The sequence below is a fragment of the Nitrospira sp. genome (genome assembly GCA_024760545.1).
Classification (GTDB): Bacteria; Nitrospirota; Nitrospiria; order Nitrospirales; family Nitrospiraceae; genus Nitrospira_D.
This window is the reverse complement of the sequence record CP060501.1, coordinates 223556-236868: the sequence shown is the minus strand read 5'-3', so window position 1 is coordinate 236868 and position 13313 is coordinate 223556. Positions and strand designations below refer to the sequence as shown.

Sequence of the window (13313 nt, the reverse complement as noted above, 5' to 3'; positions counted from 1 at the left end):
ACCCATACTTGGCAAGGTTACAAAGGAGGCTAGTATGCTGGTTGTCGTCGTATTCGTTGTCTGTGTTGGATTGCTGATTGCCGCTTCCACCCTCCTCATGAACGATTACTAAAAGGAACCCCCTGTATGCGCAGTACATCCACGATGTAGAGATCGCTTGGCCGGCAGTGCAATTATTGACGGCTTGTGCAGGGTCAGCCAAGCCGGTCGTGTAGAGCAGGGGAGCGGTTAATTAGCGGCAGTTGGAAACGCTTCAAATTCCGGTATCAGCGCTCGCATTCGAGACCATATTGTTTGCGAATGCCTTCTGCCACACTCGGTGGTTCTTTCGTGAGAAGCGCACAGGTGGTGAAATTTCCAAGGACCTTCTTCTTGCTTTTATCGATATAGGTCCAATCGACGATCTCACTCTTTGCAAAAGAGTAGGATTGCCCCTTCTTGACGGAACGTAGCATTGGAAGGTTGTCGATCCTCCCCGACCACATGTCCCCTTGTGATTTGAGGTTCGAAATCCACAGATACTCTTGACTCTCTCCTTCGCTTACTCTCACCTTCACCGAATACTGGTCGGTATCGGGCGGTGGCGTCGTCGCTTTCTTGAGAAAATCGTCCAAACCTGCGCGAGCGCGCTCCATGGCTTTCTGCATCGCAGGCTCTTCGTCATTCATCTCAACCGCATGGTCTTTTTTGGCCTTGTCGGTAAACGATTGGGGAAATGCGCACGGCGTCGTCAGCAGCGTGATGAGGACGACATTGAGAACCAAGAATCGACGCATACAAACCTCCGATGGACCGAAACACGCTCTGTATTAGGTGAACTCCTGACTTGTCGGCCATATTTAGCTTGTCGGGAACCGTTAAAGCAAGATCGACTATTCAATCAGCGCCGATACCTGTCTCAGTTTTCTGTTACTCTTTCTTCATGCCGTCTCGTCACAACACCCGTTCCACTCGCGCTCGTCACCACCATCCGTTCAAACTGATGGTGCGCTTTGCCGGTCGGCGTTGGGTCGAGATGAAAGCCTTTCTGCGCGCTGTCACAAGAACGCCGCCGCTGCCGAGGATAGGACTCGGGTTGGTCCTCTTCTGGGTGGGATTGCTCGCCGTCAATTGGGTGTATCATACGATCGACAAGCCGACGGAATTATTTTTCCCCGTGGAGAATGCACTGGACAAGAGCCCGCGCGCAACATGGCAAGAATACGGAACCCTGTTCAAAGAACATTCAACGCCGACCGTCGCACCCGAATTGCTCGCGGCCTTGGCTCAAGCTGAGGGAGCCGGCAACCCTGTCGCGCGAACCTACTGGCGCTGGCGAGTGTCTGCGTGGAATCCGTTGGAATGGTACCAGCCGGCTTCGACTGCGGTCGGCATGTTTCAACTCACCGACGAGACATTTCAAGAAGGGAAACACTACTGCATCCACAACCACCAGGTTGTTGCTGAGGGACCGTGGTATGACTTTGATTCCTGCTGGTTCAACAGCCTCTATACCAGGGTGCTCCCGAGCCACGCGATCGAGTTGACGGCTGTGCTCCTCGACCGTCAGGTGGCACAAGCGATTGGGAACCGGCAGGCGACCCTTGAGCAGAAGCAGAACCTTGCCGCAGTGATCCATCTATGCGGCGCCGGCGCAGGTCATGACTTTGTGAAACGGAAGTATCGCCTGACCACCCACCAACGATGCGGCGACCATGACGTACGGATTTATTTGAGAAAGATCCAGACGCTCACACAGCAATTCACTTCACTCAAAGCATTTTGAGTCCTGGGTCTCGCATCCTGAGTCCATTCAAATCCTTCCCAGTGTCGTATAGACCCCGCCTTCGTTCATGGTATGGTGGCCACGGCAATCTGACCTTGACCCGCGAGCGTGCGATTTCATGATTTCAGACGGATCGAGACCGTTGCGAAAAACGGTGCTGGCTGGCGCGGTCGGAAACGTGCTGGAATGGTATGACTTCGCCCTGTTCGGATACTTCGCGCCTGTCTTGTCCCTCCTGTTCTTTCCTTCTTCAGATCCATCGTTGTCGTTAATCGCCACGTTTAGCGTCTTTGCCGTCGGCTTTCTCGCCAGGCCCCTCGGCGCGTTGCTGTTCGGATATTGGGGTGATACACGAGGGCGGCGCGAGGCGCTTGCCTGGTCCATTCTCCTCATGGCGCTGCCCACCTGTCTTGTCGGCATGTTACCGACCTATGCCCAGATCGGTCTCGCCGCGCCGCTCGCGCTCACGGCATTGCGATTTCTTCAGGGCTTGTCTGTCGGCGGGGAATTCACCGGCTCGGTTACCTTTCTCGTTGAACATGCGGAACCGGCCGAACGAGGTTACATCGGCAGTTGGGCAGGCTTCAGCGCGCAAATCGGTGCATTGCTGGGATCCGGCATCGGTACCGTGGCGGCCGCGAGCCTCACACACGAGGCGCTTCAAGAATGGGGATGGCGTATCCCGTTTCTCTCCGGAAGTCTCATCGCATTGGTCGGGTGGTATCTGCGGCGGCGCATCCCTGAGTCACCGGCTTTCGAACGACTTCAGCAAACAGGATCGGTTTCATCTTCACCGGCACGTGAACTTCTCCTCTCGCACCGTGCTCCCCTCCTGCAAGTAATTGGCCTCGTGTTGCTGCACGGCGTCGCGTTTTACATGTTCTATGTCTTTCTCCCCACCTATTTGACCAGAGTGACTGATCTGCCGATGAGCACCACGCTTACCATCAACACCGTATGCATGGCTCTGTTGGCGGTGCTCATTCCGGTGATGGGAAAGGTGTCTGATCGAGTTGGGCATCGATGGATACTGGCCGGCGGCGCCGCAGGACTCGCCCTTGGAACGGTCCCGTTTTTCTTGTGGCTGAGCAGTGGTCAGATCGCGCTGATTATCGCGGCTCAAACCCTGATTACGGTGTTTGTGGCCGCGTACATGGGTCCCTTCTTCGCCATCGTCGCGACCCTTTTTCCCGTCTCGCGCCGATACACCGGACTTTCCCTCTCGTATAATATCGCCGCAGCGTTATTCGGCGGGACAGCGCCGTTACTGGCGACCATCCTCATAGAACGAAGCGGCAATGTCCTGGCTCCCGGCTGGTACGTGAGCCTGTGCGCCATCCTGTCTTTGATCGTGCTGTCCACCATTCGTGAGGAGACTCAATCGACGACCGAGGACGAAGCGCGCGCTCATTGACAGTGCCGGCTATACATACGATATCTTTCATAATCAACGCGCTGGACGCATGACCGATCAGACGATTTCACCTCCAACTCTTTCCGGCCCGCCGGTCTCCCGGTGGTGGGGATTCTTCCCGGAAATTCGCCGGGACAGCCTCGGCTTTCTCCTGCGATGTCAGGCCTATGGTGACGTGGCCAAGGTCCCGATGGGATTGGTCGCCGAACTCCTTTTACGGGAGCGGAGGCTGGTCTTCTATGTGCTCAATCATCCCGCCGACGTCAAACATGTGCTCGTGACCAATCAAGACAATTATCGCAAGGCCCCAGTCCCGCCGGTGGAATCTCGAATTTTTGGCCAGGGCGTGCTTCATACGGAAGGCGAAATCCACCACCATCAACGGCGGCTCTTCCTCCCATTTTTTCACGGAGACCACGTCAGCTCCTATGCCGACCTGATTACTACGAAGGCTCACGACCTCGTTGCAGACTGGCATGACGGGATGACCGTCGATATCGGCCGCGAAATGACGGGCCTCACCCTTTCGATTATCTGGCGCCTGCTCTTCGGTCAGGACATCGAATCAGAGGCTCAGGGCGTCAAGAGCGCCATCACCGTCGGCCAACAGCTCGTCAAGCTCCAGTACGATTCGCCGCTGGAGCGATTGACTCCTCTCTGGGTTCCAACGGCACTCCACCGCCGATTCCTGCTCGGTCACCGTTCGATGGAAGCGATAGTTCACCGATTCATTCACGAGCGGCGGACGGCTTCTCATCGGCATGATGACGTGTTGTCGTTGCTACTGGCCGCGAAGGACGCAGAAGGTCAGCCTTTGCGCGATGAGGAAATCCGCGATGAACTCATGACCTTCTTGCTCGCCGGCCACGAAACCACCGCCAATGCCCTGACCTGGACATGGTTTCTCCTGTCCCAATTTCGGTCGGTTCGCGACCGTCTGGCCCAGGAGCTCAAGACTGTCGTCGGCAACCGCCTCCCGACCGCGGCGGATGTTCCTCGCTTGCGGTATACCAGGATGGTCTGGGACGAGTCATTGCGCCTCTTTCCTCCTGCTTGGATTCTCCATACCCGCATCGGGCAGGCAGAGGACCGACTTCCCTCCGGCGCGGTGCTTCCAGCTCGCGCTCGGGTTTTTATCAGTCCATGGAATCTGCATCGCAATCCACGCTGGTTCCCCGATCCTAACCGATTCGATCCTGAACGGTTCTCTGAAGAGAACAAACGGACCCGTCCGGCCTTCAGCTACTTTCCATTCGGTGGCGGGGGCCATCGGTGCCTCGGTGAGTCCTTCGCCGAATTGGAAGGTCTGTTGATCTTAGCGACGGTAGCGTCGAAAATCCGGTTGCGTCTGGTTGATGGGCAGGTCATCCAACCGGAACCGTTCATGACCTTGCGCCCCAATATGCCGATGCAGATGACGGTTCAACGAGTCGGAATCGCGGAACCGCACCCCGTCATCGCATAAGACCTCCTTCTCTCTTTCTACCTTCTAGGCATAGTGGTGTTGATATGGTACAAATCGCATTCGATTCCCGTCCACGTTCGGAGCAAGGTGATGAATCGATGAGGAGGAATGTGTTTGCCTCTGTATGGCTCAACGTATCGATCGTTTCCTGCCTGCTCGTTCTGTCAGGGTGCCTCTCGCCGATCAGCTTGAATCGGGCCGTGATCGCCTATGATGAGGCCATCATCGAGGCGCAATCCAAACAACTATTGGTCAATATCGCCAGAGCGCAACACCATCAGCCGATTCACTTTACCGGCGTCTCCAACGTCGCGGCGACCTTTGACTTCCGATTTACGGCCGGCGCGACACCGGCTCTCACCGGGGACGCCAGCCGGACCATTCTACCCGTCATCGGTGGAAGCGTGGCCGAGAATCCGACCATCAGTATCGCACCGATTGAAGGCGAGGAGTTTACCCAGCGGTTGCTCACACCGTTCCATGAAGCCAAGTTGACTCTGCTCCTGCGACAGGGAATCGATATCGATCTGCTCCTCAGGCTGATGGCCAAAGAGCTCCGGCTCAAACACAACGATGGGACTGTCGCCCATCGCAATAATCCATCCGATAAGGCCGGCTATGAGATGTTCCGGCGGGTCGTGTTGCATCTCTCAGCCATTCAAGACCACAACAGCCTCTATGTAGAACCGTTGAGCATCGAGCGAAGTTGGACAATCCCTGCCGACTCGGTCACGGCGGAAGGATTCAAAGCGCTCGAACAAGACTATCGGGTTGAGTATAACGGCCCGGACAAGACGTACACGTTACGAAAACAGGTTGAAGGCGGTACGCTGATCACCAATTACGATCCAGATTTACTGTCACCAGAGGAGCGCGCCCGCCTACAGGGTGAGAACGAACTGGGACTCACGCACGACGTCACCTTTGATATCCGCCCGGGGCACTATGGCGGTGACTGGCCGCTCAAAGGCGACTTTCGACTGCGAAGTTTCAACGCCATGTTGAATTTTCTCGGACTTTCCATCGCCGAAGATCCGGAATACCATGTCGACAAAGACAGCCGCACTCCCGAGGTGGCTGAGAATCCGATCAAGACCATGGATCTGATTATGTCGCCATCATCTCCGTCCGGGATGGATCTCGTCATGCGATCCCATGGGCACTATTACGCCGTGAATACGATCGGACCACAGGCGCGTTGGAACCGCGAAGCGTTCAAGCTGCTGTCGCAGCTGTTCCAGATGACGGTCACCGAAGTGCCGCGTGCCGGCGTGCCGAGCATTACCATCGCAAAATAGAGCGGGATTTCTGACTGTTCGCACCGCGTCTGACGGGATCACGCGTCGACGCGATCGAGACGAGGCTTCGGAGGGCGCCGACCCACGAGATAGATCAGCGCGGGAAAGAGCAGAGTCGTGCCGGGGAACACGATTCGAAATCCCCACCACGGTAATTTTAATTTCAAAAATCCGAGCCCGAATGTCAGCAGAATCGACGCGACGATTCCGTAGATATAGGCCGGAACCAGTGTGGTCGAATGATCTTCGCTCCGTTGCCTGGATGCCGCGACAAAACCTTTGACGAGTGTATAGACGGAGAGAATGATAGAGCAGATTCCGAAATATAAGGCATATTCTTGCATGGAACCGCTCTCCTTCAGCTCTCCAGTAGGCGGTGAGCAGCTAATTTATAGCCTATCGCGTCCGTCCTTGTCGAGACGGCGCCCACGTTCGCACCAATTTATCGAGCTATCCCTCATCCTATGGAAATAGCCCGTTGATCTTGTATTTGCCGGTATCTACCCCGACAATAGATGAAACCGCGAAAAAGAATTTCAAGTTCCGTGACAATCTCTCACGCTCAGGAGTGACGCGTATGAAAATGTTGGTGATCGTCTTTCGTGAATCGCTCGTGGAACATGTCCATGCCTTGCTGAATGAATACGAGGTGACCGGATTCAGCGAGCTGCACAACGTCGGCGGAAAGGGAGCGACCGGATCGACCAGCCAGTTCTTCCTCGCCCCCACGACCAACCGGATGATCCTGGCGGCAGTATCGGAACAATCGGCCTATCGTCTTGTTGACGGATTCACGCGGTTCCGTTTGGCTCAAGAGGCAGCGCAGGGCGATAACGCATTCCCACTCCACGTCTTTATACTGCCATGCGAGCAGGTGGTGTAACCGAATCTACGGACGCCCATTGCCGTGACATGATTCCGGCGTCAAGCACAGTCTGAAACCCTTAACAGAACGTGACATAAAAGCAATGGCCTCCAACGGGTTTCCCCGATGGAGGCCGTTTGCATGACTGCCGAACACCGAGAAGACCTGCGCGCTAGTGCGAGCTCGGCATCGCGGATTCTGCCGCCTCTTTTGCATCCTTCTGAGATTTGGCCTTTCTGGCCTTGACCGATTTTTTCATCTCCTGCTTCTCGGCCTTGAGCGCGTCCCGCCTCGCCTTCATCTCCGACTTCATCTGGTCTTTCTTGACCTTCACGTCGGACTTCATCTGGTCCTTCTTGGCCTTGAAATTCTCCCGCATCTGCTGATGCTCGGCCTTCATGTCGCCCTTAGCCTCGCTGGCCATGGAGCCCATTTCGCTCTTCATCTCAGAGCCGAGACTTGTCGCTTCGTCCGCCAGAACCGGTGCGCCGGTGCCAAGCATGACTGAGGCGGCAACTGCTGATAGGATGACAAAACGCATGGACATCCTCCCCTGAAATAGGTTGTATCACCAATGGCGCCAGGAACCGGCGCCCAGTCTAGGGGTACTCCGAGATGGAATTCCTGGCAACCTATTTCATGGTTTTGACGGAGAAATGAGAGAGATGCGGATCGACTCCTTCGGCTTCACCATGCCGATCCAAGTCATTGTAGATCGTTGTAATCCATTGGAAGATACCCCGTGCCATAAGACGAGGGTCCGAGTAACGAGACGGCCTCCAGCGGATGACCCGCTGGAGGCCGTGCAAGAAGATGCTTCGCACTGAGGCGTGCCGCTTGGAGCTCAGCTCCATACGACATCTACCGAAGAATTCTTCTCACTTTCCTAGCCTTCACGCCAAGACTTCACAGCCATGGGGCGCATTCAGTGCCTTGGGTCGGAGACGAGACTAGGACCTCGTCTGCCATAGCAAGAACACCAGCCCGGCTGCAACTGCCGACACGAGGACGAAATGCATGGGTACCCTCCCTCAAATATGACGTGAAAGACTATCCCACGCTGGAACCCAGCGCGCCGTCTACAGCTATCGCGAGAGGGGGTTTCTGGCAACTCATTTCAAAGTTTTGGAGAATTGAACGCGGAGACAGACAACGCGGGTACAGCAATCGCGTTCACCAGTCACTAATGGACATGGGAGTAGGAATAGAAACGTTGCGCGAATCAGCCCGTTGGCATGTTCGATGCGCTTAGGGCATGACGACCAACTTGCTGAACTCCTCGCGCGCCGTATTCACGATCGAAGGCGGTGCCTTGTCGGGGCTGCCGGCATCGAACGGCGGATGGGGATCGTATTCGATGAGAAGCTGGGTGAGTTGCGCGGCGTCGGCTCCGAACTCTTCAGCGACTAATGTGAGAGCCATGTCGATGCCGGATGACACGCCGGCGGCAGTGAGAATCTTGCCCTCACAGACAACCCGTTCCTTCGTCGGGATCGCGCCGAATTGTTTCAGCACATCGAGCGCCAGCCAATGGGTGGTGGCCTTCAGCCCGTTCAGCACGCCGGCGGCTGCCAGGCCCAATGCGCCGGTACACACCGACGTGGTCCACTTGGTGGTCCGGTGCGCCTGCGCAATCCATTCCAGAACAAGCTGATCACCCATTACCGCCTGCGGAAACGCAGTTCCGGGCACCACGAGGATGTCAGGGGTGGGAGTTTCGGCAAGCGTATAGTCGGCCGTCAACCGGAGCCTGCCGAAGTCGGTTCGCTTCACGCCCTTCTCGCGCGCCACGAAGCGCACATCGGTGCCGAGCGTCGGCGCCTGCAGAACCTCGTATGGGCCGATCGCATCGAGCGCCGTCATGCCATCGTACAACAGTATCGCCACTTGCAAACGCTTCTCTGGAATCATCCTCTACCCTCCGTTCCACCATGCCAGCCGGTCGGCTGGAGCCTCACGCGGTAGCTCCGCTTCGATAATTTCGCAGATTTCACAGTCGGCAGTATAATAATCCATGTTCTGGATCACTGTCTTTGTCGTCATCATAATGGGAACTGTATGGCCAAGCATGCTCCTCGCATCTGACGATCGAGGGTCTGAACAGCCTAGCGCAAGGGAACGCTTGAACCAAGTGCTGGGCTCCGAAGGCGGCGTCCAAGTATACAAGGATCCCCAAGGAAATGTAGAGACGACTATCGATCCGCCTGGCGGCAGCCGTCATACCATCATACAGCCACCGCCAAGTCCATCGATGAACCTCGGCCCTCCCCTTCAATTGAACAACCAGACATTTCAGCCTGCTCCTGCACCTCCCACTCCTGCGCACCCACCTGCTCCAGAATTTCCGCAGAAAGCTCGGTAACAGAAAACACGCGCATACTTGGTATCAGTCTGAGTCACTGATGCTTTGGCCGGTAACGCGACGAGTTCATACTGTTACGCACGAATCGCGAAGGCCGCATGTTGAAAGAAATCATGCAGCTTACGTCGCTGTTTGCGAAACATCAGGATAATCCATTTGCGTCGTGATTCGAGTCCGTACTTCCACACCAGCGAAACGCTCGACCAGGTAAAGCCCAAGATCAATACCGGAGGTCACGCCTCGTGCCGTAACGACATTTCCTTCATCCACCACACGGTCATTGACGACCTGCGCACAATATTCCCGTAACTCTTTGAAGGCCTTCGGATGGGTTGTCGCGCGTTTGTCTTTCAAGAAGCCCGCCGCCCCCAGCAAGAGAGAGCCGGTGCAGACCGATGCTTTCAGTTTGACCGGCTCCGAAGTTCGTATCCATTCAACAAATGCCCGATCATGCCGTAGTTCCCGCGTTCCCAGCCCGCCAGGCACTACAAGCAGATCATAGCCCGAAAGCGGGCGGCCCACGACGGACGGCTCGATGCGGAGGTTTTTGTCATCAACAACGTCCTCGCTCATGGCGCAGATGTCCCAGGTAAACTCGGGCATCAATCCCATCGACTTCAAGCGCGTCAGTGGATCATACACGCCGATGAAATCCAGCATCGTCATACGGTCAAAGATGATAAAGGCGGTCTTCATTGGTGTGTACGACGAAGATGGGAGATCACTCCCCTGCTCGTTCGTCGTATCATGCGTTATCTCTCTTCCGGCGGAATGGCACGAATCCTCTGCGAAAACAGTTGATGAGCGCCAACATCCACGGACCGGTGCTTGACCTTTGTGCTAGCCGGATCCTTACCAAGGAAGTTGTCGCCTTTCCAGTTCCTTGAGGGTCTGATGGGGCGCGGCACGAACCCTCCGCCGCAATTGGGACAGACATTGGCCAGCACGTGTTCAACACAGTCGGAGCAGTACGTACATTCATAGCTGCAGATGCGCGCTTCGGTGGAGTTCGGCGGCAAGGCCTTGCAGCATTGCTCGCAGACCGGCCTGAGTTCTAGCATGGTCTCTCCTTGGATGGTCCTATTGCGCGCTGCCCTCTAATTGACTCGCCGATCTCTCGTGCTTACGCGCCGCTCTCGATCGGCTACGGAACCGCGCAGGGGGGAACCCGAACTGTCGCTTGAACGCGCGATTGAATGACGGTTCCGACTCATAGCCTACTTCGCTGGCGATCTGCGCCACGCTGTTGCTGGTGGAGACGAGCAGTTGCGCACCGAGGGAAAGCCTCCACCGCGCGAGATAGGCTATCGGACCCTCCGAGAGACACCGCCGGAACCGCTCCGTCAGTACGGATCGCGAAATGCCCACTTCCTCGGCGAGAGACGCGATCGTCCACGGACAAGCCGGCTGGCGGTGCAGCAAGCCCAACGCCTTTCCAACTTCCGGGTCGCGAACACCGGCCAGCCATCCTTTTTGATCAGGAGTGAGGACGTCGATATACCGCCGCAGCGCTTCAATGAATAAGACTTCGGACAGTCTGGCAAGGACTGCTTGACTGCCGGGCTGGGCCCGATCCGCGTGGTCCACTGAATACCGGATGGTTTGTTCCAGCCATTGACTTGCCGTGTCAGTACGCACATTGACTTTCAGAATGGGCGGTAGCCCGCCCAAAAACGGTTGGCTGAGTTGTGGATCGCAGGCCATATACCCGCAGATGAATTTGGTGATTTCCCCTCCGCCTCCCATACGGGCAAGGTTGAGGCCTTGTTCGAACACCCGCTTCACTTGTTCCGCGTGGTCTGTCGGTTTGACGAACGGCCCATTTCTCAATGCATGCGGGTCGCCGTGCGGAAGGATGACCAGGTCGCCGGCAGCAAGCTGAAGCGGTCGTGGATTTCCTTCGATGTGCGCATAGCCTCGGCCTTCGGTCAGGAGGTGAAAGATAATGACGTGGTTTCCACCGGCAGACAGATACGGAGCCAACTCCGAGGAAGGAGGTGAACAAAAGCACCAGGGCGCTGAAAATTCCGCATTGTAAAACACAGCGCCGTCGAGTTTGACAGTCTTGAGGACTTCGGACAAGACGTCCATATCATTCTTCGCGGCAATTCGGCGTCTCGGCAAAGTCTTCCGGTCGCCCGGTCAAATCACACGCAGTGTAGCATGCTCCTGATAAGAGAATCAGTCTCTCGGGTAAGGCAATCACCCGTCCTTCTTTTTATAGTGTGCTCCAGAAGCACAACGCAGGTTCGATCATCACCATCGCGAACAGAAGGAGGTCGTCATGTATGACTTGAAGAACCTAGGGAAGATGAAACTGCTCGAAGTGCACGCGCCGGAGGCCATGAAAGCGTTTGTGGCGTTCGACAAGGCTGCCTTGGCGGAAGGTACGCTGTCGAGCAAGTACAAGGAGCTGATTGCACTCGGCGTCGCATTCACGACGCAATGTCCCTATTGCATCGACATCCATGCGAACAACGCGCGCCAGGCGGGTGCCTCGGATGCTGAGATTGCGGAAGCCGTGCTTGTCGCTGCCGCCCTTCGTGCCGGCGGAGCGATCACTCACGGCACACATGCCTTCAAGGGAGCGTGACTATAAGACACGGGTGTGTTGACGGAGGTTGTGGCGGACAGAGTCGGGCTCGCTCAACCCGTCTGATCAGGAGACCAACTCAATGGCGGCTGTGCGTGAGAACGAAAATGTGGCCAGATTCACCGAGCTGTAGGCGAGATGCACGCTGCCATTTCTTGGAGTTGATGGCGCTTGATCCGGATTCTGCGCAACGGCACGATCCGGCTCATCGGCTGTTGGTTTTGGCTCACCCGGTAAATCTCTCATGAGGCTCTCGCGGAGTTTGTCGAAGAACTCCGGAAGATACGCCTGGAATTTGTGCACCTCAGCCTCGGTTTCCTTCAGCGCATCGATTACCTGTTTGATGAGCGACGCAAGTGGGGCATTCTTCATCGGCGTCGTGAGAGAGCCCCTCTCGGACGAATCCGATGGCGGGGTGGGCGCCGTGGTACCGTTGGACGGTTGCGGGATCTCCGCCGCCGTCGCTGGCGCCCCACCCGCGGTAACTGCTGAGGCCGCAACCACCGTGACCGATCGCACGACCTCCACACTCAAATCGAGACTGGAGAAGGTTGCTGACTCGCTGAACTGTTTAGCAAGGTTGACGGTGTGAGACCTCGCCTCCTCATCCTGGCCCTGAAAGAAGCCGTGAAAAATTCCGGAGAGCTTCTGGAAGAGATTCCCAAGATCATGCAGCTCCTGCTCGTTCAGATCGCCCTTTACCTCGACGCCGAAGTTCCGTTGAAAGGCATATTGCGCAGAACTCGCTCCAACATTCACGGCTCCTTGAGCAGTCTCGACATGAGAGTGAAAATTGCCGGTTCGATAGTCGGACCCGACGTCGGCTGTCAGCACAATAGTGTCCCCGTCCGTGGTCGTCACGCTCAGGCGGCCGGACACATCATTGGAAATCGCCATTTGGCTGACTTGAGTATCCAACCGACGCAGGCCGGCATTGGCTATGGGACGCAGGTTAAAAAACTGTTGGGGATCAAATTTGGTCAGTGCTTCAACCGGCATGGATCTCTCCCACTCATGAGAATGGGCTCAGTCTTCCGCCACTCCCCTATCGGTCAATAATCAGACCAGCTTAAGGCACGCTGTGCTATAGTGTCGGTCACTTCCGTATCGATACCGACCTACAGCAAGGAGGGCCTATGCGAATCCTAATAAAAAGTGTCGTGATCGCCGGTGCAAGCATGATGCTCGGACTCACCGGTTGCACCCTCAAGGCTACGTTCAATCAGACCACCGACACGACCTCCAATATCACCGGCACGACATCCGGAGCGGCTTGGTGGAGCGAAGACGGCCAGATCAAGCCGGACTTCAAGGCGGCGGCCTTTGTGTCCTTCAATCAAGAAAATCTACAGCAAGATCTGGCGGCAGGGCGGGGAGAATACCTGGCATCGGTGGGCAGGTTGTTGGGAGTTCCCGGGAATCACCAATCGGCATTTTTCTCCGCTGCCCAGGCAGGTTATGCCGAAACAGTAGGCAAGGATTCCACATCGCTGCTGGCGCAGCTCAGGGACATATCCAAGGCATTCGCCCGATAGTCCGACTTCAGGCATC

At 56.3% G+C, this 13313-nt stretch carries 16 protein-coding genes; 7 read left to right on the top strand and 9 right to left on the bottom strand.

What is annotated here, in order from left to right; genetic code table 11:
* Positions 1-266 precede the first annotated feature (266 nt).
* On the bottom strand, positions 267-776 hold the full coding sequence (locus H8K03_01065; GenBank protein ID UVT20543.1) for a DUF2314 domain-containing protein: 510 nt from the start codon (positions 774-776) through the stop codon (positions 267-269).
* A gap of 239 nt (positions 777-1015) precedes the next feature.
* On the opposite strand from H8K03_01065, the gene H8K03_01060 reads away from it, so the two are divergent.
* The 4 genes from H8K03_01060 to H8K03_01045 all read left to right on the top strand — a co-directional run bounded on the left by H8K03_01060 (position 1016) and on the right by H8K03_01045 (position 5942).
* On the top strand, positions 1016-1765 hold the full coding sequence (locus H8K03_01060) for a transglycosylase SLT domain-containing protein (protein UVT22340.1): 750 nt from the start codon (positions 1016-1018) through the stop codon (positions 1763-1765).
* A 118-nt stretch (positions 1766-1883) separates the two neighbouring features.
* Positions 1884-3179, top strand: a complete 1296-nt coding sequence (locus H8K03_01055) for an MFS transporter (protein UVT20542.1) — start codon at positions 1884-1886, stop codon at positions 3177-3179.
* 49 nt (positions 3180-3228) lie between these two features.
* Positions 3229-4644, top strand: coding sequence for a cytochrome P450 (locus H8K03_01050; GenBank protein UVT20541.1), 1416 nt, complete (start codon positions 3229-3231; stop codon positions 4642-4644).
* Positions 4645-4742: 98 nt separating this feature from the next.
* Positions 4743-5942 carry a hypothetical protein gene (locus H8K03_01045; GenBank protein ID UVT20540.1) on the top strand — a complete coding sequence of 400 codons (1200 nt, stop codon included), beginning with the start codon at positions 4743-4745 and terminating at the stop codon, positions 5940-5942.
* Positions 5943-5980: 38 nt separating this feature from the next.
* Here H8K03_01045 and H8K03_01040 read toward each other — a convergent pair whose 3' ends face one another.
* Positions 5981-6286 (bottom strand): hypothetical protein, encoded by a 306-nt coding sequence (locus H8K03_01040; GenBank protein ID UVT20539.1) that lies wholly within the window; start codon positions 6284-6286, stop codon positions 5981-5983.
* 233 nt (positions 6287-6519) lie between these two features.
* Between H8K03_01040 and H8K03_01035 the strand changes: the two genes are divergently transcribed.
* On the top strand, positions 6520-6825 hold the full coding sequence (locus H8K03_01035; protein UVT20538.1) for a hypothetical protein: 306 nt from the start codon (positions 6520-6522) through the stop codon (positions 6823-6825).
* 154 nt (positions 6826-6979) lie between these two features.
* Here the strand turns inward: H8K03_01035 and H8K03_01030 are convergent, their stop codons facing one another.
* From H8K03_01030 to H8K03_01005, 6 genes are all read right to left on the bottom strand, one after another.
* On the bottom strand, positions 6980-7348 hold the full coding sequence (locus H8K03_01030) for a hypothetical protein (GenBank protein ID UVT20537.1): 369 nt from the start codon (positions 7346-7348) through the stop codon (positions 6980-6982).
* Positions 7349-8055: 707 nt separating this feature from the next.
* Positions 8056-8700, bottom strand: coding sequence for a DJ-1/PfpI family protein (locus H8K03_01025; protein ID UVT22339.1), 645 nt, complete (start codon positions 8698-8700; stop codon positions 8056-8058).
* A 332-nt stretch (positions 8701-9032) separates the two neighbouring features.
* Entirely contained in the window at positions 9033-9185 is a 153-nt protein-coding gene (locus tag H8K03_01020; GenBank protein UVT20536.1) for a hypothetical protein, read from the bottom strand.
* 104 nt (positions 9186-9289) lie between these two features.
* Positions 9290-9865 carry a DJ-1/PfpI family protein gene (locus H8K03_01015; protein ID UVT20535.1) on the bottom strand — a complete coding sequence of 192 codons (576 nt, stop codon included), beginning with the start codon at positions 9863-9865 and terminating at the stop codon, positions 9290-9292.
* A 56-nt stretch (positions 9866-9921) separates the two neighbouring features.
* Positions 9922-10230 carry a DUF1272 domain-containing protein gene (locus tag H8K03_01010; protein UVT20534.1) on the bottom strand — a complete coding sequence of 103 codons (309 nt, stop codon included), beginning with the start codon at positions 10228-10230 and terminating at the stop codon, positions 9922-9924.
* A gap of 19 nt (positions 10231-10249) precedes the next feature.
* Complete coding sequence (locus tag H8K03_01005) at positions 10250-11260, bottom strand: AraC family transcriptional regulator (GenBank protein ID UVT20533.1); 1011 nt, start codon at positions 11258-11260, stop codon at positions 10250-10252.
* Positions 11261-11453: 193 nt separating this feature from the next.
* Here H8K03_01005 and H8K03_01000 point away from each other — a divergent pair, with 193 nt between their 5' ends.
* Positions 11454-11762 (top strand): carboxymuconolactone decarboxylase family protein, encoded by a 309-nt coding sequence (locus H8K03_01000; protein ID UVT20532.1) that lies wholly within the window; start codon positions 11454-11456, stop codon positions 11760-11762.
* A gap of 66 nt (positions 11763-11828) precedes the next feature.
* On the opposite strand, the gene H8K03_00995 is transcribed toward H8K03_01000, so the two are convergent.
* Positions 11829-12761 carry a hypothetical protein gene (locus tag H8K03_00995; protein ID UVT20531.1) on the bottom strand — a complete coding sequence of 311 codons (933 nt, stop codon included), beginning with the start codon at positions 12759-12761 and terminating at the stop codon, positions 11829-11831.
* Between the two features lie 137 nt (positions 12762-12898).
* On the opposite strand from H8K03_00995, the gene H8K03_00990 reads away from it, so the two are divergent.
* Positions 12899-13297, top strand: coding sequence for a DUF3015 family protein (locus H8K03_00990; GenBank protein ID UVT20530.1), 399 nt, complete (start codon positions 12899-12901; stop codon positions 13295-13297).
* The last annotated feature ends 16 nt before the right edge of the window (positions 13298-13313 follow it).

What these genes read in the sequence shown, in the direction of transcription:
- H8K03_01020 (UVT20536.1), bottom strand. Translation starts at nt 9,185, where the DNA reads ATGCGCGTGTTTTCTGTTACCGAGCTTTCTGCGGAAATTCTGGAGCAG.
- H8K03_01055 (UVT20542.1), top strand. Translation starts at nt 1,884, where the DNA reads ATGATTTCAGACGGATCGAGACCGTTGCGAAAAACGGTGCTGGCTGGC.
- H8K03_01060 (UVT22340.1), top strand. Translation starts at nt 1,016, where the DNA reads ATGAAAGCCTTTCTGCGCGCTGTCACAAGAACGCCGCCGCTGCCGAGG.
- H8K03_00990 (UVT20530.1), top strand. Translation starts at nt 12,899, where the DNA reads ATGCGAATCCTAATAAAAAGTGTCGTGATCGCCGGTGCAAGCATGATG.
- H8K03_00995 (UVT20531.1), bottom strand. Translation starts at nt 12,761, where the DNA reads ATGCCGGTTGAAGCACTGACCAAATTTGATCCCCAACAGTTTTTTAAC.
- H8K03_01000 (UVT20532.1), top strand. Translation starts at nt 11,454, where the DNA reads ATGTATGACTTGAAGAACCTAGGGAAGATGAAACTGCTCGAAGTGCAC.
- H8K03_01040 (UVT20539.1), bottom strand. Translation starts at nt 6,286, where the DNA reads ATGCAAGAATATGCCTTATATTTCGGAATCTGCTCTATCATTCTCTCC.
- H8K03_01065 (UVT20543.1), bottom strand. Translation starts at nt 776, where the DNA reads ATGCGTCGATTCTTGGTTCTCAATGTCGTCCTCATCACGCTGCTGACG.
- H8K03_01045 (UVT20540.1), top strand. Translation starts at nt 4,743, where the DNA reads ATGAGGAGGAATGTGTTTGCCTCTGTATGGCTCAACGTATCGATCGTT.
- H8K03_01030 (UVT20537.1), bottom strand. Translation starts at nt 7,348, where the DNA reads ATGCGTTTTGTCATCCTATCAGCAGTTGCCGCCTCAGTCATGCTTGGC.
- H8K03_01015 (UVT20535.1), bottom strand. Translation starts at nt 9,865, where the DNA reads ATGAAGACCGCCTTTATCATCTTTGACCGTATGACGATGCTGGATTTC.
- H8K03_01035 (UVT20538.1), top strand. Translation starts at nt 6,520, where the DNA reads ATGAAAATGTTGGTGATCGTCTTTCGTGAATCGCTCGTGGAACATGTC.
- H8K03_01005 (UVT20533.1), bottom strand. Translation starts at nt 11,260, where the DNA reads ATGGACGTCTTGTCCGAAGTCCTCAAGACTGTCAAACTCGACGGCGCT.
- H8K03_01010 (UVT20534.1), bottom strand. Translation starts at nt 10,230, where the DNA reads ATGCTAGAACTCAGGCCGGTCTGCGAGCAATGCTGCAAGGCCTTGCCG.
- H8K03_01050 (UVT20541.1), top strand. Translation starts at nt 3,229, where the DNA reads ATGACCGATCAGACGATTTCACCTCCAACTCTTTCCGGCCCGCCGGTC.